The organism is Pseudomonas azotoformans (assembly GCF_001579805.1).
GTDB lineage: Bacteria > Pseudomonadota > Gammaproteobacteria > Pseudomonadales > Pseudomonadaceae > Aquipseudomonas > Aquipseudomonas azotoformans_A.
In genome coordinates this window covers 1,251,372-1,271,989 of record NZ_CP014546.1, presented here as the reverse complement: position 1 = coordinate 1,271,989, position 20,618 = coordinate 1,251,372, and the positions used below count along the sequence as shown (strand labels likewise).

Below are 20,618 nucleotides of genomic sequence, written 5' to 3'. Positions count from 1 at the left end.
CTTAGGGCTTGACGCTAACGTTCGAAAAATCCTGGCGCCCGAACGGGCTCACCTGGTAGCCCTCGACATTCTTGCGGGCCAGGGCAAACGCGGTCGGGTGCGCGAGCGGCAACCACAGTGCCTGTTGCTGGATCTGCGCCTGGGCCTGCTGGTAGAGCTTGCTGCGTACGCCTTGCTCGCTGGTGGTCTTGCCAGCGCTGATCAGCTTGTCCAGCGCGGGGTCGCAGTAGCGGGCGAAGTTGGTGCCGGGCTTCACCGCCGCGCAGGAGAACTGCGGGGTCAGGAAGTTATCCGGGTCGCCGTTGTCGCCGGCCCAGCCCATGAACAGCAGGTCGTGTTCGCCGGCCTTGGCGCGGCGGATCAGCTCGCCCCATTCGATCACGCGGATCTCGGCCTGGATGCCGACCTTGGCCAGGTCAGCCTGTAACAGCTGTGCGCCGAGGTTCGGGTTGGGGTTCAGCAGGCTGCCGGTGGGGCGGGTCCAGATCGTGGTCTTGAAACCGTCCTTGAGCCCGGCGCGATCCAGCAGTGCCTTGGCCTTGGCGAGGTCCTGTGGATAACCCGGCAGGTCCTTGGCGTAGCTCCAGGTGTTAGGCGGGTAGGGGCCGTTGGCGGCTTCGGCGGTGCCTTCAAATACGGCCTTGAGGTAGCTGCCCTTGTCGAACGCCAGGTTGATTGCCTGGCGCACTTCGGGCTTGTCCAGAGGCGGGTGCTGGCTGTTGATGGCCACGAAGGCGGTCATGAAGGCGGCGGTTTTCTCCACCTTGAGCGCTGGGTCCTTTTCGGCTTCACCCACATCCAACGGCTTGGGAGACAGGGCAATCTGGCACTCGTCGCGATGCAGTTTTTGCAGGCGCACGTTGGCGTCCGGGGTGATGGCGAAGATCAAGTTATCCACAGCCGGTTTGCCGGCGAAGTAGTCCGGGTTGGCCTTGTAGCGCACCACTGCATCTTTCTGAAAACGACTGAAGATGAACGGCCCGGTACCGATCGGCTGGCTGTTGAGCTTCTCCGGCGTGCCGGCCTTGAGCAGTTTGTCGGCGTATTCCGCCGGGTAGATCGAGGCAAAACCCATGTTCAGGGCCGCGAGGAAGGTAGAGTCGGCGTGGTCCAGGGTGAAGCGCGCGGTCAGCGGGTCAAGAGCGTCGATTTTCTTGACCAGCGTCGGCAGTTGCAACGATTGCGCATGGGGGAAGCCACTCTGGGCGATCTTGTGCCAGGGGTTGGCCGGGTCGAGCATGCGCTCGAAGCTGAAGCGCACGTCTTCGGCGGTCAGGGTACGGCTGGGGGTGAAGTATTCGGTACGGTGGAATTTCACATCCGGGTGCAGCTTGAAGGTATAGGTCAGGCCATCCGGCGAGACTTCCCAGCTGTCCGCCAGGCTGGGCACCAGTTTGCCGCTGGCCGCGTCGTAGTCCACCAGGCGGTTCATCAGCACATCGGCCGAGGCGTTGGTGGTGGTCAGCGAGTTGTATTGCACCACATCGAAACCTTCGGGGCTGGCCTCGGTGCAGACGCTCAGGTTGCTGGCGGCAGAGGCCAGCGGCGCGATAAAAAGAGGGGCGAGCAATAGCGGTAGGGCAGCGAGGCGCATGTTCGGTTTCCTTTGCAGATCGAAGGCCCATCTGCGAGTGCAGTCTGGAAAAGTCCTACCGTAGTGGTCTGATTGGTAAATGACTAGCCCATTTTTGCCTGTGCTTTTGCGCCAAATGCTGTTTTGATGGCACCTCAGCGCGTTTTGCCGAGCACTTCATCGTGCGCGCGGGCGCTGTAAATCATTCTGTGCGACGAGCGGTCGGCTGTGACAGCGGCCCCTCCTGGCAACGGTTCAGGCGTCTGTCGCCGAGATTTACGCCAGTAAAAACACTCTGGCTGTTGTTGCACCTGGGTCTTTCTGGTATAAAGCAGCGCTCTTTTCTAGGGGCCCGGTTCCTTCGCTTGTAGGTGTAGCCGGTAAGACCCTAAAGAAACGCGGCGCCTGGCGCCAAATGACTGAGAGATTAAGCGGCCAACCCATGCCGGGTTGGGCATGTGGTTTTAGAGGGCTGAGGCATGTCGAGAGTCTGTCAAGTTACCGGTAAGGGTCCGGTGACTGGGAATAACATTTCCCACGCAAATAACAAAACCCGTCGTCGTTTCCTGCCGAACCTGCAGCATCACCGCTTCTGGGTTGAAGAAGAGAAACGTTTCGTCCGTCTGCGCGTATCTGCTAAAGGCATGCGCATCATCGACAAGCGTGGCATCACTGTCGTGCTGGCTGAATTGCGCCGCGCTGGCACAATCTAAGGAGCTATATCATGCGTGAATTGATTCGAATGATCTCTAGCGCCGGTACTGGTCACTTCTACACTACCGACAAGAACAAGCGTACTACCCCGGACAAGCTCGAAAAGAAAATGTTCGACCCGCGCGTTCGCAAGCACGTGATCTACAAAGAAGGCAAAATCAAGTAATTGATTTTCCTCCTTGTGAAAAAAAGCCCGTATCTCACGATCCGGGCTTTTTTTTGCCTGCGATTTGCCGGTCAGGCTTTCTGTTCAAACACTACGTAGATCTTGCGGCAGGGTTCCAGCACTTCCCAGGTGCCGCTGAACCCGGCGGGGATCACGAAACGGTCACCGGCGCGCAAGGTCTTGGCGTTGCCATCGGCATCACGCAGTACTGAAACACCCTGCACAATTTCGCAGTACTCATGCTCGGTGTAGTTGACCTTCCACTGCCCGACTTCACCTTCCCACACGCCCGCGCTCATCTGGCCGCAGGGGCTGTTGTAGTGGTTGTAGATCGTCTGCTCGGGATCACCCTTGAGGATTTTTTCGGCGGCGGGGCGGTAGCGCTCGGCGGCGGTCTTGGCTTGGCTGAAGTCGACGATGTCCTGGATGCTCATGTGCGTGTCCCGTCTGGCCTGCGGTTGGAGAGCCCAAAGTCTATGTTTATTAAAATGAACATCGCAAGGGCGTTTACCGGCGTTATGTCAAATATATTGAAACATCCCCGGCCGCTGGTTTAGGGTGGCAGCTGCCTTGCGCCGAACCATTGGCTGGCGGGCAAGAATTCTTTGAGGCTGCCGTGGGACATCCCCTGGCCCTTGTATTCAATAAGAGGAGGACACTCGCATGACCACCCTGACCCGTGCCGACTGGGAACAACGCGCCAAGGATCTGAAGATCGAAGGCCGCGCCTACATCAATGGCGAATACACCGCCGCCGTTTCCGGTGACACCTTCGAATGCATCAGCCCGGTCGACGGCCGCCTGCTGGCTACCGTTGCCAGCTGTGACGCCGCCGACGCCCAGCGCGCCGTCGAAAACGCCCGCGCCACCTTCAATTCCGGTGTGTGGTCGCGCCTGGCACCCGCCAAGCGTAAGTCCGCCATGCTGCGTTTCGCAGCCTTGCTCAAGGCCAATGCCGAAGAGCTGGCACTGCTCGAAACCCTGGACATGGGCAAGCCGATCAGCGACTCCCTGAACATCGACGTACCCGGCGCAGCCAATGCCCTGAGCTGGAGCGGCGAGGCCATCGACAAGATCTACGACGAAGTCGCCGCCACCCCGCACGACCAGCTGGGCCTGGTGACCCGTGAGCCGGTTGGTGTGGTTGGCGCGATCGTGCCGTGGAACTTCCCTCTGATGATGGCTTGCTGGAAGCTCGGCCCGGCGCTGTCCACCGGTAACTCGGTGATCCTCAAACCGTCCGAAAAATCCCCGCTGACCGCCATCCGCGTTGCGGCCCTGGCCGTTGAAGCCGGTATTCCAAAAGGCGTGTTCAACGTGCTGCCCGGCTACGGTCACACCGTCGGCAACGCGCTGGCGCTGCATATGGACGTCGACACCCTGGTGTTCACCGGTTCGACCAAAATCGCCAAGCAGCTGTTGATCCGCTCCGGCGAATCGAACATGAAGCGCGTGTGGCTGGAAGCGGGCGGCAAGAGCCCGAACATCGTGTTTGCCGATGCGCCCGACCTGCAAGCCGCCGCCGAATCCGCCGCAGGTGCCATCGCCTTCAACCAGGGCGAAGTCTGCACCGCCGGTTCGCGCCTGCTGGTCGAGCGTTCCATCAAGGACACATTCCTGCCGCTGGTGATCGAAGCCCTCAAGGGCTGGAAGCCTGGCAATCCACTGGATCCGGCCACCAACGTCGGCGCACTGGTGGACACCCAGCAGATGAATACCGTGCTGTCCTACATCGAAGCTGGCCATGCCGATGGCGCCAAGTTGGTCGCCGGTGGCAAGCGCACGCTGGAAGAAACCGGCGGCACTTATGTGGAGCCGACGATTTTCGACGGCGTGACCAACGCCATGAAGATCGCCAAGGAAGAGATCTTTGGCCCGGTCCTGTCGGTGATCACCTTCGACAGCGCCGAAGAAGCGGTCGCCATTGCCAACGACACCATCTACGGCTTGGCCGCAGCCGTGTGGACAGCCGATATCTCCAAGGCGCACCTCACGGCCAAAGCCCTGCGCGCCGGTAGCGTGTGGGTCAACCAGTACGACGGCGGCGACATGACCGCGCCGTTCGGTGGCTTCAAGCAGTCGGGCAACGGTCGCGACAAGTCGCTGCATGCGTTCGACAAGTACACCGAGCTGAAGGCGACCTGGATCAAGCTCTAAGCCACACCGCTGATCCCTGTAGGAGCGAGCTTGCTCGCGAAGAACTAGAAGGCGCCGCGTTTATCCAGGATAGGCGCGTCATCGTTAACGTTTTTCGCGAGCAAGCTCGCTCCTACAGTTCGTTTTGCACTCCCTGAAAATTATCCACAGGAGCGTGGAAATGCGTTGGGCGACTTATTTCGCCGTCCTGGCCTCGGTACTCAGCGTCGGTTTGGCCTTGGGCGTCAGCATGCCGCTGGTGTCCCTGCGCCTCGAAAGCTGGGGTTACGGCAGTTTCGCCATCGGTGTGATGGCGGCGATGCCGGCCTTTGGCGTACTGCTCGGCGCGAAGGTCTCCAGTCGCATGGCCTCATGGCTGGGCACCGCCAACCTCATGCGCCTGTGCCTGTGGGCGGGCGCGGTGTCCATCGGCTTGCTGGCGATCCTGCCCAGTTACCCGGTTTGGCTGGTGCTGCGCCTGATGATCGGGGTGATCCTGACCATCGTGTTTATCCTCGGCGAAAGCTGGATCAACCAATTGGTGGTGGAGCAGTGGCGCGGGCCGGCTGGTGGCGCTGTATGGCTGCAGTTATGCCTTGAGCCAACTGTCAGGTCCGTTGCTGTTGGGCTTGATCGGCACCGACCATGATTACGGTTTCTGGGTCGGCGTAGGCCTGTTAGTGGTGGCGCCATTCCTGTTGCTGGGGCGATCCGGCGCGCCGACCGCCGAGTCCTTCAGCGTGACCTTCGCCGACCTGTGGCGCTTCTGCCTGAGCCTGCCGGCGATTGCCTGGGCGGTGGCTTTATTCGCCGCCTTCGAGGCGATGATTCTGACGTTGTTGCCGGTGTATTGCCTGCAACAAGGCTTCACCGCCGAGATCGCCCTGGCCATGGTCAGCACGGTGGTGGTCGGCGATGCGCTACTGCAGTTGCCCATCGGCGCGCTGGCCGACTACCTGCCGCGACGCACGCTGTTCCTGAGCTGTGCGGTGTTGTTGCTGGTGTCGAGCCTGGCGATTCCACCGCTGATGCACACGGTGTTGATCTGGCCGATCTGGGTGTTGTTCGGCGCCAGTGCCGGGGGCTTGTTCACCCTGTCGTTGATCCTGATCGGCGAGCGTTACCGCGATGATGCGCTGGTGCGCGCCAATGCCCACGTGGCGCAGTTGTGGGGGATCGGTTGCCTGATCGGTCCGCTGGTGGCCGGCGCCGGCAGTCAGTGGATCAGCGGGCATGCATTGCCGTTGCTGATGGCGGCGGGTGCGTTGGGGTTGGTGGTGTTGTTGCTGCGCCAAGGTGCATTTGGCGCGGCGCAGCCGGCCTAGAGCATGCGCTCCAAGCCGACACTGGTAGCAAACCAGGCATTGAAGCGTCGCCACCAACTGCCCGGTTCGCGGGTCAGGGTGTGCAGTTGGCCGTTATCTTCGGTCACCCACACCACTTGGCCATCCTGCAGTTTCGCCTCATAGCTCAAGGGCGGCGCCATGCCTTGCAGTGCCAGGTTGCGCACATGTTCGGCCAGCTCTGGGCTATCGACCAGCACCCCGACTTCGGTGTTCCATAGCACCGAGCGTGGGTCGAAGTTGAATGAGCCGATAAACGACTTCTCCCGATCAAAGATCATCGCCTTGCTGTGCAGGCTTGAATCCGAACCGCGGAAGGTGCCGCGACGAAACAAATGTGGGCCGCTGCCGCCGCTGGGATCGCCCGGTTGGCGGCGTAGCTCATACAACTTCACGCCGTGCTCCAGCAGGGCCTTGCGATACGGTGCATAACCGCCGTGCACGGCAGGTACGTCGGTGGCTTCCAGGGAATTGGTCAGCAGGCTCACCGACACACCTGCATCGGCGCGCCCGGTCAAGTACACCAGCCCCGGTTGCCCTGGCACGAAGTACGCCGAAATCATCATCAACTCGTGATTGACGCCCTCCAACTCCGGCGCCAGTTGGGTGGTGAGCAACAGTCGAGGATCCGGGTCGGCCTTGGCCAGCACCTTGCTCGGCGCATCCCACAGCGCCTGGTTCCAGGCCCAGATCAGCTCGCGACGCCAGGTGTCCATGCGCGGTTGGGTCTGATAGGTGCGCAAGCGGTTGTACAGCGCGTGGTTCTGCTGGCGTGATTCGGCCAGGGACGCTTCCAGGCGCACGCGGGCGGCGGCCAGGTCGCCTTTGGAGGGCGTATTGGAGACAAAGTCATCAATCGGCTTGCTCAGGGCGCTGTTCCAATACTGGTCGAAACTGTGGCCCAGCTGCTCGGCCACCGGGCCCACGCTGAGCATGTCGATATCAGTGAAGTTCAGGTTAGGCTCGGCGTCGAAATACTCATCCCCCAGGTTGCGCCCACCGACGATGGCCACGCTGTTGTCCGCCAGCCACAGCTTGTTGTGCATGCGCCGATGTTGCAGCGACAGGTTGAACAGCCGGCCCATGGCCCGCGTAACCCCCGTGCTGCGCCCCAGGTGCAAGGGGTTGAACAGGCGGATCTCGATCTTGGGGTGGGCGGCGAGGGTGGCGATGATCTGGTCGAGGCCGTCGCTGGTGGTGTCGTCCAGCAGGATGCGCACGCGTACGCCACGGTCGGCGGCCTTGAGCAGTTCGTCCACCAGCATGCGCGTGCTGATGCCGTCGTGCACGATGTAGTACTGCAGGTCGAGGCTGGTCTGGGCGTTGCGTATCAGCTCGGCGCGGGCCATGAACGCCTCGCTGCTGTTGGGCAGCAGGCGAAAGCCGGAGCGGCCTTGATACGGCGCGGCCTGGGCCTGGATCGAGCGGCCGAACGACGATTGCGCGGCGGGCAGGGCGTCGCTGGGGATGCGCGGCGTGCTCACCGTCGCGCAGCCGCCCAGGGCCAGGGCTCCCAACAGGAAAAACGGTAATAGCCGTTGAATCATCAAGGGAGTTGCTTCCAGATCAGGGCGGTTGTCGACATATGACGGCAAATTCCCACGAAAGGTCAGTCGGCGGCCTCGGCCAGCAGCTTGATGGCGGCAGCACCCACCTTGCGCACGGCTTCTTCAATCTGCGGCGTGGGCTTGGCCCCGTAGTTCATGCGCAGGCAGTTCCGGTATTTGCCCGATGCCGAAAAGATGCTGCCGACGGCCACCTGTACGCCTTGTTCAATCAGGATGCGGTTGAGTTTCAGCGTATCGAAGCCCTCCGGCAGTTCGACCCACAGCATGAAGCTGCCTTGAGGGCGGCTGGCGCGAGTGCCTGCCGGGAAGTAGCGGCTGACCCAGTCGAGCATCAAGTCGCGATTGCGCTGGTATTGGGTGCGCATCCGCCGCAAATGCGGTTCGAAGTGGCCACCTTTGAGGAATTCGGCAATGGCGATCTGCGGTTGTGTCGCGGTGCAGCCGGTGCTGATGTACTTCATGTGCAGCACCCGTTCCAGGTAGCGACCGGGCGCGACCCAACCGATGCGCAAACCCGGCGCCAGGGTTTTCGAGAATGAGCTGCACAACAAGACACGGCCATCCTCATCGAAGGACTTGATGGTGCGCGGGCGTGGGTAGCTGTAGGCCAGTTCGCCATACACATCGTCCTCGATGATCGCCACGTCAAAACGCTGGGCCAGGGTCAGCAGCGCCTTTTTGCGCGCCTCGGGCATGATGTAACCCAGTGGGTTGTTGCAGTTGGGGGTCAGCTGGATAACCTTGATCGGCCACTGTTCCAGCGCCAATTCCAGGGCTTCCAGGCTGATGCCGGTGATCGGGTCGGTGGGGATTTCCAGGGCCTTCATGCCCAGGCCCTTGAGGGTCTGCATGGCGCCGTGGAAGCTCGGCGAGTCCACCGCGACGATGTCGCCAGGCTCGCAGATCGCATGGATGCTCGCGGACAGCGCCTCATGGCAACCGGTGGTGATCACGATGTCCTCGGCCGTCAGTTGGCAGCCGGAATCCAGTGACAGTCGCGCGATCTGTTCGCGCAATTCCATACAGCCGAGAATATTGTCGTAATACAGCCCCGGCAGATCCTGGCGTCGGCTAACGCGGGCAAGGCTGCGCAGCAGCGGCTTCATGGTTGGCGACAATACATCCGGCATGCCGCGCCCCATCTGTATGACATCTTTGCGCGGTACTGCGCGAATCAACTCCAGTACCTGGTCCCACTGGGATATCTCTACGGGCCGTTGCGCCGGACGCCCGACTTCGGGCAGGGCCGGCAAATCGCGGCCGACGGGTACGAAGTAACCGGATTTCGGCTTGGGCATTGCCAGGCCGTTGTCTTCCAGCAAGCGATAGGCTTGTTGCACGGTACTCAGGCTGACCCCGTGTTCTACGCTCAAAGCCCGTACAGAAGGCAGCCTGTCTCCAGGGCGATAGAAGCCCTGTTCGATGCGGGTGCCCAGTAATTCGGCGAGGTTCATGTACAGGGTCATGGCATTCGCTCCCGAGAAACCATTACAGATAGCCAGAAAATACAGGATTCAGCCGCCCATAGGCAGTATCTGTATGGATTTAATAAAAACGGGTTGAATCTGTAATGGTTTTTGCCCGGCGCCCATGCTTGTCACTCAAGGCAACAAGGCAAATGAGGGGCGGCAAAATGAACGGCATGAGCGATGTGCGGCTGGCGCTACACGGTCAGGAACTGCAGGCAGGGCAAGAGCGGGCGACGGCGCCGCGCGATATCAGCCGCTGGGGTCTGTTCTGGCACCGTCGTCACACGCGTAAGGCGTTGCTGCATCTGACCCGTGAACAATTGCGCGATGTCGGGTTGACCGCCGAACAGGCGCGCCAGGAAGGTCTGAAACCCTTCTGGCGCGACTGAATCACACCAGCTCTTTGAGGCGATGCCAGAGCATCCCCAGGGCCAACAGCGGCGAGCGCAAGTGCTTGCCGCCGGGGAAGGTGATGTGTGGCACCTGGGCGAACAGGTCGAAGCGCCCCTGTTGCTCGCCACTGATGGCTTCGGCCAGCAACTTGCCCGCCAGATGGGTGGCGTTGAGGCCATGGCCGGCGTAGGCCTGGGCGTAATACACGTTGGGTTGATCGGCCAGGCGGCCAATCTGCGGCAAGCGATTGGCACCGATGCCGATCATGCCGCCCCATTGAAAATCGATATTCACGTCGGCCAATTGCGGGAAGACCTGGAGCATTTTCGGGCGCATGTAGGCGCCGATGTCCTTCGGATCGCGCCCGGAGTAGTGACAGGCGCCGCCGAACAGCAGGCGACGGTCGGCGGACAGCCGGAAGTAATCCACGGTGACACGCTGGTCGCACACCGCCATGTTTTGCGGCAGCAGTTGGGTGGCCTGGGCTTCGCTCAACGGTTCGGTGGCGATGATGTAGCTGCCGGCGGGCAATACTTTGCCGCTCAGGTGTGGATTGAGGCCATTGAGGTAGGCATTGCAGGCCAACACCAAGGTCTTTGCGCGCACGTTGCCCTGGGCGGTGTGCACGTTGACTTCGGGGCCGTAGTCGATGCGGGTGACTTCAGACTGCTCGAACAGCTTCACGCCCAGCTGCTGCGCGGCAGCGGCTTCGCCGAGGGCCAGGTTCAGCGGGTGCAGGTGGCCGGAGCCCATGTCGATCATGCCGCCCACGTAGCGATCCGAACCGATCACGCTGCTCATCTCGTCGGCCTGCAGCAAGCGCACTTCGTGACGATAGCCCAGGCCGCGCAGCTCTTCCGCGTCGTCGGCCAGGCCTTGCAGGTCGCGAGGCTTGTTGGCGAGGTCGCAGTAACCCCAGGTCAGGTCGCAGGGGATCTGGAAGCGTTCGACGCGCTCACGCACGATCTCCACGGCTTCCAGGCCCATCAGCTTCATCTGGCGCACGCCATCGCTGCCGATCACATTGGCGAACTGGTCCAGGCCATGGCCGACGCCACGGATCAACTGGCCGCCGTTGCGTCCACTGGCGCCCCAGGCGATCTTGCGTGCTTCCAGCAACACCACGCGCAAACCCCGTTCCGCCAGCTCCAACGCCGTGTTCAGCCCGGAAAAACCGCCGCCCACTACGCAGACATCGGCCGTCACTTCGCCCGTCAGCACCGGGTAATCAGGTTGCGGCACGCTGCTGGCGGCGTAATAGGAAGTGGTGTGCCGGGCGCTGGCAGTCATGGGTTGCCTCCCTGTTTGGAAAATTTGACGCAGGATACAGCGGTCGGATGACGCTGTCTGCGCAGGGCGTTTTGCGGCAGAATCCACGCCTATTCGCCGTTCGGTATGTGTTTCGATGAGTTGCAACAGTCAGAAAATCAGCGCGCTGCGTCGGCAGATTCCTTCGTTCGAGTGCGTCCCCGGTTGCCACGACTGCTGTGGGCCGGTGACCACCTCGCCCGAGGAAATGTCGCGCCTGCCGCGCAAGACCGCCGCGGAGCAGGATGCGGCCATGGATGAACTGAACTGTGTGCACCTGGGCCCCAACGGTTGCACGGTGTACGACGAGCGACCACTGATCTGCCGGCTGTTCGGTACCACCAAGACTTTGCCGTGCCCGAATGGGCGGCGCCCGGTGGAGCTGCTTCATCCGCGGGTGGAGAAACAGATCCATGAGTACATGGCGAGCACCCGGCAGGTCTTGGTTTAGCCGCTATTCAGTCCGGAATCGGTAGGTTCAGGCTCTCTTTCACCTCTTCCATCACGATATAGCTCTTGGACTCCCGCACGTGGGGCAGTTTGAGCAGGATATCGCCCAGCAGTTTGCGGTACGACGCCATCTCGGAAATCCGTGCCTTTACCAGGTAATCGAAGTCGCCTGAGACCAAATGGCACTCCAGCACATGGGGCAGTTTCAGCACGGCGCGGCGAAACTCCTCAAAGGTGTCGCCGGATTTGTAATCGAGGCTGATCTCGACAAATACCAGCAAACTGCCTTTCAAATGCTGTGGGTTGAGCCGCGCGTTGTAGCCCATGATGATCCCTTCGCGCTCCAGCCGACGCACACGCTCGGTACAGGGCGTGGTCGACAGCCCGACTTTTTCCCCCAGCTCCGTGAACGAAATACGCCCATCGGTTTGCAGGATGCGCAGGATGTTGCGGTCGATCTTGTCCAGCTCCCGCTTGGTCTGGGTGTTGGTACGCATAGGGGATACGCCTCTGTGAAAAGGGTTTTTGCCGAGAATTGTCGCCAAATATAGGCAGTTATATAGTGAAATGCACTGGCAATTGTTTTTTAAACTGCGCTCATCATTGCTCGAATAACACACGTCAGCGGCCATGCCCGCGATGAGGATATAAAAATGCGCGTTCTGGTCTTGGGTAGCGGCGTCATTGGTGTGACCAGTGCCTACTATTTGGCGCGGGCCGGCTTTGAAGTGGTGGTCGTCGATCGTCAGCCCGCCGCTGCCATGGAAACCAGTTTCGCCAACGCCGGCCAAGTGTCCCCAGGTTATGCGTCGCCATGGGCCGCGCCGGGCGTGCCACTCAAGGCCATCAAGTGGCTGCTGCAACGCCACGCACCACTGGCCATCAAGGCCACCGCCGATATCGACCAATACCTGTGGATGGCGCAGATGCTGCGCAACTGCACCGCCAACCGTTATGCGGTGAACAAGGAGCGCATGGTGCGCCTGTCCGAGTACAGCCGCGACTGCCTCGACGAACTGCGCGCTGAAACCGGCATTGCCTACGAAGGACGTAGCCTGGGGACGACACAACTGTTCCGCACCCAGGCGCAGCTGGATGGCGCGGCCAAGGACATCGCTGTGTTGAAAGAGTCCGGCGTGCCGTTCGAAGTGCTCGACCGCGCCGGCATTGCCCGCGTTGAGCCGGCCCTGGCCAGCGTCACCGATATCCTCGCGGGCGCCTTGCGGCTGCCGAACGACCAGACCGGCGACTGCCAGATGTTCACCACCCGCCTGGTCGACATGTGCAAGCAACTCGGTGTGGAGTTCCGCTTCGAACAAGACATCCAGCGCCTCGACTACGCCGGTGACCGCATCAACGGCGTGTGGATCGACGGCAAGCTGGAAACCGCCGACCGCTACGTACTGGCGCTCGGCAGTTACTCGCCGAAATTGCTCAAGCCGCTGGGGATCAAGGCGCCGGTGTACCCGCTCAAGGGCTACTCGCTGACCGTGCCGATCACCAACCCGGCGATGGCGCCGACTTCGACCATCCTCGACGAGACCTACAAGGTCGCGATCACCCGTTTCGACAACCGCATCCGCGTCGGTGGCATGGCTGAAATAGCCGGTTTTGACCTGTCGCTGAATCCGCGTCGGCGCGAAACCCTGGAGATGATCGTCAACGACCTTTATCCTCAGGGCGGCGATTTGACCGAAGCCAGTTTCTGGACCGGCCTGCGCCCGACCACCCCCGACGGCACGCCGATTGTCGGTGCCACCCCGTTCAAGAACCTGTTCCTGAATACCGGCCACGGCACCCTCGGTTGGACCATGGCTTGTGGCTCCGGTCGTTTGCTGGCCGACCTGATGGCGAAGAAAACCCCGCAGATCAGCGCCGAAGGCCTCGATATTTCCCGTTATGGCAACCACCAGGAGTCCGCACAACATGTCAATCCAGCGCCAGCTCACCAATGAGCGCATGAGCCAGATCGTTGTCCACAGCGGTACCGTGTATCTGGCCGGGCAAGTCGGCGACGACATGAACGCCGGGATTGAACAGCAGACCCGTGAAACCCTGGCCAATATCGAGCGCTTGCTCGACCTGGCGGGCACTGACAAGAGCAAGCTGCTGTCGGTGACGATCTACCTGAAGGACATCGACGCAGACTTCGCCGGCATGAACGCGGTGTGGGACAAGTGGCTGCCCAAAGGTGTCGCGCCAGCCCGTGCCACGGTGGAAGCCAAACTGTGCGAACCGGAAATCCTGGTGGAGCTGTCCGTCGTGGCGGCCCTGCCTTAGTAACGATCCCTCTCCCGGTGCCGGCGTTGTCGGTCGGTGCCGGTTTTTCTTCACTCTGCCGCCTAGAAGCCTGCCGCCATGCGTCCTGCCCGTGCCCTGATCGATCTCCAAGCCCTGCGCCACAACTACCGATTGGCCCGTGAAGTCACGGGGGCCAAGGCCCTTGCCGTGATCAAGGCCGATGCCTACGGGCATGGCGCCGTGCGCGTGGCCCAGGCGCTGGAAGCCGAGGCCGATGGGTTTGCCGTGGCGTGTATCGAGGAAGCCCTGGAGCTGCGTGCCGCCGGGATTCGTGCGCCAGTGGTGCTGCTGGAAGGTTTTTTCGAGGCCGACGAGCTGCCGCTGATCATCGAGCATGACTTCTGGTGCGTGGTGCATTCGCTGTGGCAGTTGGATGCGATTGAGCAGGCCAAGCTGAGCAAACCGCTGACCATCTGGCTCAAGCTGGATTCCGGCATGCACCGCGTTGGCCTGCATCCCAAGGACTATCACGAGGCTTACCAACGCCTGCTGGCCAGTGGCAAAGTCGCCAAGATCGTTTTGATGAGCCACTTCGCCCGCGCCGATGAACTTGACTGCGTGCGCAGCGATGAACAGGTGGCGGTGTTTGAAGCAGCGCGCCAGGGCTTGTCGGCCGAGGTCAGCTTGCGCAATTCGCCGTCGGTGATGGGCTGGCCGAATGTGTCCAGCGACTGGGTGCGCCCCGGCATCATGCTGTACGGCGCCACGCCATTTGGCGAAGACCAGGCCGTGGCCGCGCGTTTGCAGCCGGTGATGACCTTGGAGTCCAAGGTTATCTGCGTGCGTGAACTGCCAGCCGGTGAACCGGTGGGGTACGGCGCCAAGTTCATTACGCCCAAGCCAATGCGCATCGGCGTTGTTGCCATAGGTTATGCCGATGGCTACCCGCGTCACGCGCCGACCGGCACGCAGGTGCTGGTGGCGGGGCAGCGCAGCCAATTGCTGGGTCGTGTGTCGATGGACATGCTGTGCATCGACCTGACGGACGTACCGCAGGCCGGGCTCGGTTCCACCGTGGAACTGTGGGGTAAAAACATCCTTGCCAGTGATGTCGCGGTCGCTGCCGAGACCATTCCCTACCAACTGTTCTGCAACCTGCGCCGCGTGCCAAGGCTCTATTCCGGCGCTTGATCGCCCGGTACGAACGCAACCGCCTGGGATTTAGGCCCAAGTGTTGTAAATACTGAACGCTGTCGCCATGATAACGCTCAATTACAACAAAGCCTGAATCCTAGGAGGCTCCTGCATTGGACGTCGGCGAACGACTGCAATCCATCCGTAAACTGAAGGGTCTTTCCCAGCGCGAGCTCGCCAAGCGTGCGGGTGTCACCAACAGCACCATTTCGATGATCGAAAAAAACAGCGTCAGCCCCTCGATCAGCTCCTTGCGCAAGGTGCTGGGCGGCATCCCCATGTCCATGGTCGAGTTCTTTTCCGAGGAGATCCTCCAGGAAATACCGACGCAGATCGTCTATAAAGCCAATGAGCTGATCGACATCTCTGACGGCGCCGTCACCATGAAACTGGTAGGCCGGGCGCACCCCAGCCGGGCGATTGCATTTCTCAACGAAATCTACCCACCGGGTGCCGACACGGGCGAAGAAATGCTCACCCACGAAGGCGAAGAAACCGGGATTCTGGTGGAAGGTCGCCTGGAGTTGGTGGTCGGTCTTGAAACTTTTGTGCTTGAAGCCGGCGATAGCTACTACTTTGAAAGCACCAAGCCTCATCGTTTTCGTAATCCGTTCGACGTGCCGGCGCGACTAATCAGCGCAGCCACACCCGCGAACTTTTAAGAAAAGAGGCGTCCTGCCAGCGTTGCAGAGACTCCCGTAGCTGTATCCGTGAAGCCGAATCTCCCTTTATTTAATAGGGTTGTTTCGGCCAGGCGGGCTAACCGTTATACTTTCGCCGCCTGCGAAACCGTGGCCGCAGGCGTGAATAGCCACCATTGAGGGTGAACGCGTGAACCTAATTATGAAAATGCTGGCTGCACCAGCAACCGTACTGGCCCTATGGGCTGTCAGCGCTCAAGCTGCGACCAATGATGACATTGCCAAACGCCTGGAGCCGGTCGGCCAGGTGTGCGTCCAGGGCCAGGAATGCAAGGGGATGGAAGTGGCGGTGGCCGCAGGCGGCGGCGCTGCGAAGACGCCGGATGAGATCATCGCCAAGCACTGCAACGCTTGCCACGGCACCGGCCTGTTGGGCGCGCCGAAAATTGGCGACACCCCCGCCTGGAAAGAACGCGCCGATCATCAAGGCGGCCTGGATGGCATCCTGGCCAAGGCGATCACCGGCATCAATGCCATGCCACCCAAAGGCACCTGTTCCGACTGCTCGGATGATGACCTCAAAGGTGCGATCGAGAAGATGTCCGGCTTGAAATAAACCGATCTTCGCCAAAAAGCCGCTTACGAGCGGCTTTTTTGTACCCGCGATTTGTGTTTCAGCCCTGTTATTTGCAGCAAAGACCCGGCAAGCTCGGTCCAACCCCTAATCATGGAATGTTCAGGAGGGTCGGATGGTGCAGTTGTGTTCAATCGAGCAAGCAGTTGACGACGTATTGGCGCGCTTGCCGGCGCATATCCACATGGGCATGCCGCTTGGCCTGGGCAAGCCGAATCTGTTCGTCAACGCGCTGTACCGGCGTGTCGCCAAATTGCCCGAGCGCTCACTGACGATCTACACCGCGCTGGCCCTGGGGCGACCGCCCTTCGGTGATGGGTTGCAAAAGCGCTTTCTGGAACCCTTTATCGAGCGGGTGTTTGGCGATTATCCCGAGCTGGATTTCCTGGCCGACCTGCACAAAGACGGCCTTCCGAAAAATATCCACGTGCAGCAGTTCTTCATGCAGCCCGGCAGCTTGCTGCACAGCGAGTCGGCGCAGCAGGACTACGTGAGCAGCAACTACAGCCACGCGGCCCGCGACATCAATGCTGCCGGCCTGAACCTGGTCGCGCAACTGGTTGCTAGCAGCAGCGAACACCCTGATCGCCTGAGCCTGAGCTGCAACCCGGATATCACCCTCGACCTGTTGCCGATGATCGTCAAGCGTCGTGATGCTGGTGAAACCGTGCTGATCGTCGGTCAGGTTCACAGCGATTTGCCCTATATGCCTGGGGATTCCGAGCTGGGCATGGACGCCTTCGATTACCTGATCGATGAAAAAGACAGCACCACGCTGTTCTCCACACCGAATATGCCGGTGGGTTTCCAGGACCACTTTATCGGCCTGCATGCCAGCACCTTGGTACGCGACGGCGGCACCTTGCAGATCGGCATCGGCTCCATGGGCGATGCGCTGACGGCCGCGCTGTTGGCGCGCCAGGCGGATAACGAGGCCTACCGGCTGTTGCTGACGGACCTGGACGTCTACCAGTGGGCGCCGTTGATCAGCCATGAAGGCGGCGTCGATCCGTTCGCCCGTGGCCTCTATGGGTGCAGCGAAATGTTCGTCAACGGACTGCTGGTGCTGGCGGACGCGGGGATTATCCGCCGCAAGGTCTACCCCGACGTGGCGACGCAGGAGCAGGCCAACGCTGGCTTGCTGGATGACGCCGCACAGCCGGATGGCATCTCGATCCACGGCGGTTTTTTCCTCGGCCCGCGCAGCTTCTACCAGCGCCTGCAGGAAATGACCCACGCCAAACGGCTTGAATTCAACATGACCCGCATCAGCTACATCAATGAGCTGTACGGCCAGGAAGAACTCAAGCGCCTGCAACGCCTGGATGCGCGGTTTATCAATAGCGCGATCATGGTGACGTTGCTCGGCGCGGGCGTGGCCGATCAGTTGGAGGATGGCCGCGTGCTCAGCGGCGTGGGCGGGCAGTACAACTTCGTTGTCCAAGGGCATGCGCTGGAAGGTGCGCGTTCGATCCTGATTTTGCGCAGCTGGCGTGAGTCGGCGGGGGAGGTCAGTTCCAATATCGTCTGGGATTACGGCCACTGCACAATTCCCCGGCACCTGCGGGACATCGTCATCACTGAGTACGGGATTGCCGATTTGCGCGGTCAGACGGATGCCAAGGTGATTGAGGCGTTGCTCAACGTTACCGACTCACGCTTCCAGGACGATTTGATTGAACAGGCGCAGAAGGCCGGCAAGTTGCCGAAGGATTTCCGCTTGGATCCGCGTTTTGCCGACAACACGCCGGAGCGGCTCAAAGGTATTCAGGCACGTCATCATCGGCTGTTCCCGGAGTACCCGCTGGGCAGCGACTTTACAGATGAAGAGCGGGATTTGTTGCGTGCGTTGAACTGGCTCAAGAGCAAATTCAAGCTGACGGAAATTCTGGAGCTGGGCAAGGCGGCATTGGATGCGCCGGAGCCGGAGGCGTTTCCCAAGCATCTGGAGCGGATGCGGTTGGATAAGCCGGAAGGGCTAAAGGAGGATTTGTATCAGCGGCTGTTGCTGGCGGGCCTGCAGGCGACTGCACATTAGCCAGCAGCGCCGGTTTTTTGTGGTGAGCGGGCTTGCCCCGCGCGAGGCAAGCTCGCTCACTACAAAAATCCTGTCGGGCGTGATTATTCGATGAAGGTCACGACGCCGCCTTCCAACGACTTGACCCGCGCCAGCGATTCAACGCGATAACCCTGCGCATCCAGCTCCGCACGGCCGCCCTGGAACGACTTCTCGATCACGATCCCCAAGCCGGCAACGGTCGCGCCGGCCTGCTTGATAATCGAGATCAGCGCCTGGGACGCCTTGCCGTTGGCCAGGAAGTCATCGATCACCAGCACGCGGTCGCTGCTGGTCAGGTGGCGCGGGGAGATCGCCACGGTGCTTTCGACCTTCTTGGTGAAGGAATACACCGTCGCCGACAGCAGGTTTTCCGTCAGGGTCAGGGATTGCTGCTTGCGCGCGAAGATCACCGGTACGCCCAGGTTCAGGCCGGTCATGATCGCCGGAGCGATGCCGGAGGCTTCGATGGTGACGATCTTGGTGATACCCGAATCCTTGAACAGTGCGGCGAATTCGTCGCCGATCAGTTTCATCAGTGCCGGGTCGATCTGGTGGTTCAGAAAGGCGTCGACCTTGAGTACCTGATCGGAAAGCACGATGCCTTCTTCGCGAATTTTCTTGTGCAGTGCTTCCACGGAAAGCTTCCTCTAATGGCGCGGTGTGCGCCGAAAGTAGATTAAAAAGTAGTCGATTCTAGCGCTTTAACATCGCGCGTATATCCGCCAAGGCGGTGTTGCCGCGAACGGCCTTCACCTCGGTCGGGGTGTCGTCATTGCCTTCCCAGGCCAGGTCGTCCGGCGGCAGTTCATCCAGGAACCGGCTGGGGGCACAATCGATGATTTCGCCGTATTGCTTGCGCTTGGCGGCAAAGGTGAAGGCCAGTGTCTGACGCGCGCGGGTAATGCCCACGTAGGCCAAGCGGCGTTCTTCTTCGATGGTGTCGGCTTCGATGCTGGAGCGGTGCGGGAGGATTTCCTCTTCCATGCCCATGATGAACACGTAGGGGAATTCCAGGCCCTTGGACGCATGCAAGGTCATCATCTGCACGCCTTCGGCGCCGTCTTCTTCTTCCTGCTGGCGCTCGAGCATGTCGCGCAGCACCAGCTTGCCGATGGCGTCTTCGACGGTCATTTCGCCGTCTTCGTCTTTTTCCAGGGTGTTCTTCAGCGCTTCAATCAGGAACCAGACGTTGCTCATGCGGTAATCCGCCGCCTTGTCGCTGGAACTGTTGGTGCGCAGCCAGTTCTCGTAGTCGATGTCCATGACCATGCTGCGCAGGGCGCTGATCGGGTCTTCGCCAGCGCATTGCTCGCGCACCTTGTCCATGAAACGCTTGAAGCGTGACAGGCGATCGGTGAAGCGCGAGTCCAGGTGTTCGCCCAGGCCGATTTCATCGGTGGCGGCGTACATCGAGATCTTGCGTTCGGTGGCGTAGTTACCGAGCTTTTCCAGGGTGGTGGAACCGATTTCGCGGCGCGGCACGTTGATCACGCGCAGGAAGGCGTTGTCGTCGTCCGGGTTCACGATCAGGCGGAAGTAGGCCATCAGGTCTTTCACTTCCTGGCGTCCGAAAAAGCTGTTGCCACCCGACAGGCGATACGGCACCTGGTGGTGCTGCAATTTCAGCTCGATCAGCTTGGCCTGGTAGTTGCCGCGATATAGGATCGCGAAATCGCTGTAGGGCCGGTCGGTCCGCAGGTGCAGGCTGAGGATTTCGACGGCCACGCGTTCGGCTTCGGCGTCTTCGTTGCGGCAGCGGATCACGCGGATCTCGTCGCCGTGGCCCATCTCGCTCCACAGCTGTTTTTCAAACTCGTGGGGGTTGTTCGAGATCAACACGTTGGCGCAACGCAGGATGCGGCTGGTGGAGCGGTAGTTCTGCTCCAGCATCACCACTTTCAGGGACGGGTAATCGTCCTTGAGCAGCATCAGGTTTTCCGGACGGGCACCGCGCCAAGCGTAGATCGACTGGTCATCGTCGCCGACCACGGTGAACTGATTGCGCTTGCCGATCAGCATTTTCACCAGCAGGTATTGGCTGGCGTTGGTGTCCTGGTATTCGTCCACCAGCAGGTAGCGCACCTTGTTCTGCCATTTTTCGAGGATGTCGGCGTGTTCCTCGAACAGCTTTACTGGCAGCAGAATCAAGTCGTCGAAGTCCACCGCGTTGAACGCCTTGAGCGTGCGTTGGTAGTGGGTGTAGACGATGGCGGCGGTCTGTTCCTTGGGATTGCGTGCGTTTTCCAGGGCCTGGGCGGGCAGGATCAGGTCGTTTTTCCAGGCGCCGATCATGTTCTTGATCTCGTCCACGCCGTCGTCGCCTGCGTACTCTTTTTGCATGATGTCGGTCATCAGCGACTTCACGTCGGTCTCGTCAAAGATCGAGAAGCCCGGCTTGTAGCCCAGCCGCACATGCTCCTTGCGGATGATGTTCAGCCCCAGGTTGTGGAAGGTACACACGGTGAGACCACGGCCTTCGCCACCCTTGAGCAGGGTGCCGACGCGCTCTTTCATTTCCCGCGCCGCCTTGTTGGTAAACGTCATGGCGACGATGTACTGGGCGCGGATGCCGCACTGCTGGATCAGGTGCGCGATCTTGCGGGTGATCACGCTGGTCTTGCCGGAGCCTGCACCGGCGAGCACCAATAGAGGGCCGCCGACGTAGTTCACGGCTTCTTGCTGCCGGGGATTGAGTCGGGACATACAGAATTTCAGGAGTCGTTGTTCAA

Annotated in this window: 19 protein-coding genes and 1 pseudogene; 12 read left to right on the top strand and 8 right to left on the bottom strand. The window is 60.9% G+C overall.

Annotated elements, in window-relative coordinates; genetic code table 11:
• Nucleotide 1: 1 nt before the first annotated feature.
• Nucleotides 2–1,594: an ABC transporter substrate-binding protein gene (locus AYR47_RS06060; protein WP_061434595.1), complete on the bottom strand. Its 1,593-nt coding sequence runs from the start codon at nt 1,592–1,594 to the stop codon at nt 2–4.
• 458 nt (nt 1,595–2,052) lie between these two features.
• Between AYR47_RS06060 and rpmB the strand changes: the two genes are divergently transcribed.
• Both rpmB and rpmG read left to right on the top strand, forming a co-directional pair.
• Nucleotides 2,053–2,286 carry a 50S ribosomal protein L28 gene (rpmB, locus tag AYR47_RS06055; protein ID WP_010207494.1) on the top strand — a complete coding sequence of 78 codons (234 nt, stop codon included), beginning with the start codon at nt 2,053–2,055 and terminating at the stop codon, nt 2,284–2,286.
• Nucleotides 2,287–2,297: 11 nt separating this feature from the next.
• A complete protein-coding gene (rpmG, locus tag AYR47_RS06050; protein WP_003176906.1) occupies nt 2,298–2,453 on the top strand; it encodes a 50S ribosomal protein L33 in 156 nt (51 codons plus the stop codon).
• A 71-nt stretch (nt 2,454–2,524) separates the two neighbouring features.
• Here rpmG and AYR47_RS06045 read toward each other — a convergent pair whose 3' ends face one another.
• Nucleotides 2,525–2,887, bottom strand: a complete 363-nt coding sequence (locus tag AYR47_RS06045; RefSeq protein WP_016975921.1) for a cupin domain-containing protein — start codon at nt 2,885–2,887, stop codon at nt 2,525–2,527.
• A gap of 229 nt (nt 2,888–3,116) precedes the next feature.
• On the opposite strand from AYR47_RS06045, the gene AYR47_RS06040 reads away from it, so the two are divergent.
• Nucleotides 3,117–4,610 (top strand): aldehyde dehydrogenase, encoded by a 1,494-nt coding sequence (locus AYR47_RS06040; RefSeq protein WP_061434593.1) that lies wholly within the window; start codon nt 3,117–3,119, stop codon nt 4,608–4,610.
• Nucleotides 4,611–4,770: 160 nt separating this feature from the next.
• Nucleotides 4,771–5,914: pseudogene (locus tag AYR47_RS06035) on the top strand (MFS transporter).
• On the opposite strand, the gene AYR47_RS06030 reads toward AYR47_RS06035, so the two are convergent.
• The gene (locus AYR47_RS06030) at nt 5,911–7,479 is read right to left on the bottom strand and encodes a phospholipase D family protein (RefSeq protein WP_033901954.1); all 1,569 of its coding nucleotides are present in this window, start codon (nt 7,477–7,479) and stop codon (nt 5,911–5,913) included. The pseudogene AYR47_RS06035 and the gene AYR47_RS06030 overlap by 4 nt on opposite strands.
• Nucleotides 7,480–7,541: 62 nt before the next feature.
• Complete coding sequence (locus tag AYR47_RS06025) at nt 7,542–8,966, bottom strand: aminotransferase-like domain-containing protein (RefSeq protein WP_061434591.1); 1,425 nt, start codon at nt 8,964–8,966, stop codon at nt 7,542–7,544.
• A 167-nt stretch (nt 8,967–9,133) separates the two neighbouring features.
• Here AYR47_RS06025 and AYR47_RS06020 point away from each other — a divergent pair, with 167 nt between their 5' ends.
• Nucleotides 9,134–9,358 (top strand): DUF1127 domain-containing protein, encoded by a 225-nt coding sequence (locus AYR47_RS06020; RefSeq protein ID WP_016975915.1) that lies wholly within the window; start codon nt 9,134–9,136, stop codon nt 9,356–9,358.
• A 1-nt stretch (nt 9,359) separates the two neighbouring features.
• Here AYR47_RS06020 and AYR47_RS06015 read toward each other — a convergent pair whose 3' ends face one another.
• Complete coding sequence (locus AYR47_RS06015; RefSeq protein ID WP_061434589.1) at nt 9,360–10,652, bottom strand: NAD(P)/FAD-dependent oxidoreductase; 1,293 nt, start codon at nt 10,650–10,652, stop codon at nt 9,360–9,362.
• Nucleotides 10,653–10,767: 115 nt separating this feature from the next.
• Between AYR47_RS06015 and AYR47_RS06010 the strand changes: the two genes are divergently transcribed.
• Nucleotides 10,768–11,121, top strand: coding sequence for a YkgJ family cysteine cluster protein (locus tag AYR47_RS06010; RefSeq protein WP_061434587.1), 354 nt, complete (start codon nt 10,768–10,770; stop codon nt 11,119–11,121).
• A 7-nt stretch (nt 11,122–11,128) separates the two neighbouring features.
• On the opposite strand, the gene AYR47_RS06005 is transcribed toward AYR47_RS06010, so the two are convergent.
• Entirely contained in the window at nt 11,129–11,617 is a 489-nt protein-coding gene (locus AYR47_RS06005; protein WP_003176896.1) for an Lrp/AsnC ligand binding domain-containing protein, read from the bottom strand.
• 156 nt (nt 11,618–11,773) lie between these two features.
• On the opposite strand from AYR47_RS06005, the gene dadA reads away from it, so the two are divergent.
• The 6 genes from dadA (at nt 11,774) to AYR47_RS05975 (ending at nt 17,868) form a co-directional block, all read left to right on the top strand.
• A complete protein-coding gene (dadA, locus tag AYR47_RS06000; protein ID WP_016975912.1) occupies nt 11,774–13,075 on the top strand; it encodes a D-amino acid dehydrogenase in 1,302 nt (433 codons plus the stop codon).
• Complete coding sequence (locus tag AYR47_RS05995) at nt 13,047–13,400, top strand: RidA family protein (protein WP_028618462.1); 354 nt, start codon at nt 13,047–13,049, stop codon at nt 13,398–13,400. Before dadA ends, AYR47_RS05995 begins: the two co-directional genes overlap by 29 nt.
• 78 nt (nt 13,401–13,478) lie before the next feature.
• Nucleotides 13,479–14,552, top strand: a complete 1,074-nt coding sequence (alr, locus tag AYR47_RS05990) for an alanine racemase (protein ID WP_033901957.1) — start codon at nt 13,479–13,481, stop codon at nt 14,550–14,552.
• 116 nt (nt 14,553–14,668) lie between these two features.
• Nucleotides 14,669–15,217: a cupin domain-containing protein gene (locus AYR47_RS05985; RefSeq protein ID WP_003176893.1), complete on the top strand. Its 549-nt coding sequence runs from the start codon at nt 14,669–14,671 to the stop codon at nt 15,215–15,217.
• A gap of 181 nt (nt 15,218–15,398) precedes the next feature.
• A complete protein-coding gene (locus tag AYR47_RS05980; protein WP_061434586.1) occupies nt 15,399–15,812 on the top strand; it encodes a c-type cytochrome in 414 nt (137 codons plus the stop codon).
• Nucleotides 15,813–15,945: 133 nt separating this feature from the next.
• Nucleotides 15,946–17,868, top strand: a complete 1,923-nt coding sequence (locus tag AYR47_RS05975) for an acetyl-CoA hydrolase/transferase C-terminal domain-containing protein (protein ID WP_061434584.1) — start codon at nt 15,946–15,948, stop codon at nt 17,866–17,868.
• Nucleotides 17,869–17,951: 83 nt separating this feature from the next.
• Here the strand turns inward: AYR47_RS05975 and AYR47_RS05970 are convergent, their stop codons facing one another.
• Together AYR47_RS05970 and rep are read right to left on the bottom strand one after the other, a co-directional pair.
• Complete coding sequence (locus AYR47_RS05970; protein WP_025856334.1) at nt 17,952–18,524, bottom strand: xanthine phosphoribosyltransferase; 573 nt, start codon at nt 18,522–18,524, stop codon at nt 17,952–17,954.
• Between the two features lie 58 nt (nt 18,525–18,582).
• The gene (gene rep / locus AYR47_RS05965) at nt 18,583–20,592 is read right to left on the bottom strand and encodes a DNA helicase Rep (protein WP_016975907.1); all 2,010 of its coding nucleotides are present in this window, start codon (nt 20,590–20,592) and stop codon (nt 18,583–18,585) included.
• Nucleotides 20,593–20,618: the final 26 nt, after the last annotated feature.

Coding starts and splice junctions, on each gene's coding strand:
- alr (WP_033901957.1), top strand. CDS start 13,479: ATGCGTCCTGCCCGTGCCCTGATCGATCTCCAAGCCCTGCGCCACAAC.
- AYR47_RS06015 (WP_061434589.1), bottom strand. CDS start 10,652: ATGACTGCCAGCGCCCGGCACACCACTTCCTATTACGCCGCCAGCAGC.
- rpmG (WP_003176906.1), top strand. CDS start 2,298: ATGCGTGAATTGATTCGAATGATCTCTAGCGCCGGTACTGGTCACTTC.
- AYR47_RS05975 (WP_061434584.1), top strand. CDS start 15,946: ATGGTGCAGTTGTGTTCAATCGAGCAAGCAGTTGACGACGTATTGGCG.
- AYR47_RS06010 (WP_061434587.1), top strand. CDS start 10,768: ATGAGTTGCAACAGTCAGAAAATCAGCGCGCTGCGTCGGCAGATTCCT.
- rpmB (WP_010207494.1), top strand. CDS start 2,053: ATGTCGAGAGTCTGTCAAGTTACCGGTAAGGGTCCGGTGACTGGGAAT.
- AYR47_RS06040 (WP_061434593.1), top strand. CDS start 3,117: ATGACCACCCTGACCCGTGCCGACTGGGAACAACGCGCCAAGGATCTG.
- AYR47_RS06020 (WP_016975915.1), top strand. CDS start 9,134: ATGAACGGCATGAGCGATGTGCGGCTGGCGCTACACGGTCAGGAACTG.
- AYR47_RS06060 (WP_061434595.1), bottom strand. CDS start 1,594: ATGCGCCTCGCTGCCCTACCGCTATTGCTCGCCCCTCTTTTTATCGCG.
- AYR47_RS06045 (WP_016975921.1), bottom strand. CDS start 2,887: ATGAGCATCCAGGACATCGTCGACTTCAGCCAAGCCAAGACCGCCGCC.
- dadA (WP_016975912.1), top strand. CDS start 11,774: ATGCGCGTTCTGGTCTTGGGTAGCGGCGTCATTGGTGTGACCAGTGCC.
- AYR47_RS06005 (WP_003176896.1), bottom strand. CDS start 11,617: ATGCGTACCAACACCCAGACCAAGCGGGAGCTGGACAAGATCGACCGC.
- rep (WP_016975907.1), bottom strand. CDS start 20,592: ATGTCCCGACTCAATCCCCGGCAGCAAGAAGCCGTGAACTACGTCGGC.
- AYR47_RS06030 (WP_033901954.1), bottom strand. CDS start 7,479: ATGATTCAACGGCTATTACCGTTTTTCCTGTTGGGAGCCCTGGCCCTG.
- AYR47_RS06025 (WP_061434591.1), bottom strand. CDS start 8,966: ATGACCCTGTACATGAACCTCGCCGAATTACTGGGCACCCGCATCGAA.
- AYR47_RS05995 (WP_028618462.1), top strand. CDS start 13,047: ATGTCAATCCAGCGCCAGCTCACCAATGAGCGCATGAGCCAGATCGTT.
- AYR47_RS05980 (WP_061434586.1), top strand. CDS start 15,399: ATGAAAATGCTGGCTGCACCAGCAACCGTACTGGCCCTATGGGCTGTC.